At 38.1% G+C, this 582-nt stretch carries 1 protein-coding gene; it reads left to right on the top strand.

Annotated elements, in window-relative coordinates:
• Window positions 1–582 (top strand): family 1 glycosylhydrolase (locus RSC39_RS12015; protein ID WP_332537473.1); only part of this gene is annotated, 582 nt, incomplete at both ends.

Below are 582 nucleotides of genomic sequence, written 5' to 3' on the forward strand. Positions count from 1 at the left end.
TGTGTCCTATTTATCCGTTATCTTGTAATCCTAAAGATGTGATGATGGCATTATCAGCCATGCAGAAACGATATTGGTTTGCTGATGTTCACGTTCACGGAGAATACCCTTCTTATATTACTAAATATTTAGAGCGCAAGAAGTATGCGTTAGACATCACACAACAAGACCTAAAAGATTTAAGTCAAGGTTGTGTAGACTACATTGGTTTTAGTTACTACATGTCATTTGCTACGATGCACCAAAAAGATAATCAATTCTATGATTATGATGAAGCGAGTTGTCTTGTACCTAACCCTTATTTAAAGGCAAGTGAATGGGGATGGCAAATTGACCCAGAAGGATTACGATATGCAATGAATTGGTTCTATGATCGTTATCGATTACCTCTGTTCATTGTAGAAAATGGATTTGGCGCAATGGATGAGGTTGCAGAGGATGGCATTCATGATTCCTATCGCATTGACTATCTTAAAGCACATATCGAGACTATGAAGGAAAGCGTTGAAATTGATGGTGTGGATCTTATGGGCTATACACCTTGGGGTTGTATAGATTTAGTATCTGCTGGAACAGGTGAGA

Source organism: Lactococcus sp., from assembly GCF_036648155.1.
Classification (GTDB): Bacteria; Bacillota; Bacilli; order Lactobacillales; family Streptococcaceae; genus Lactococcus; species Lactococcus cremoris.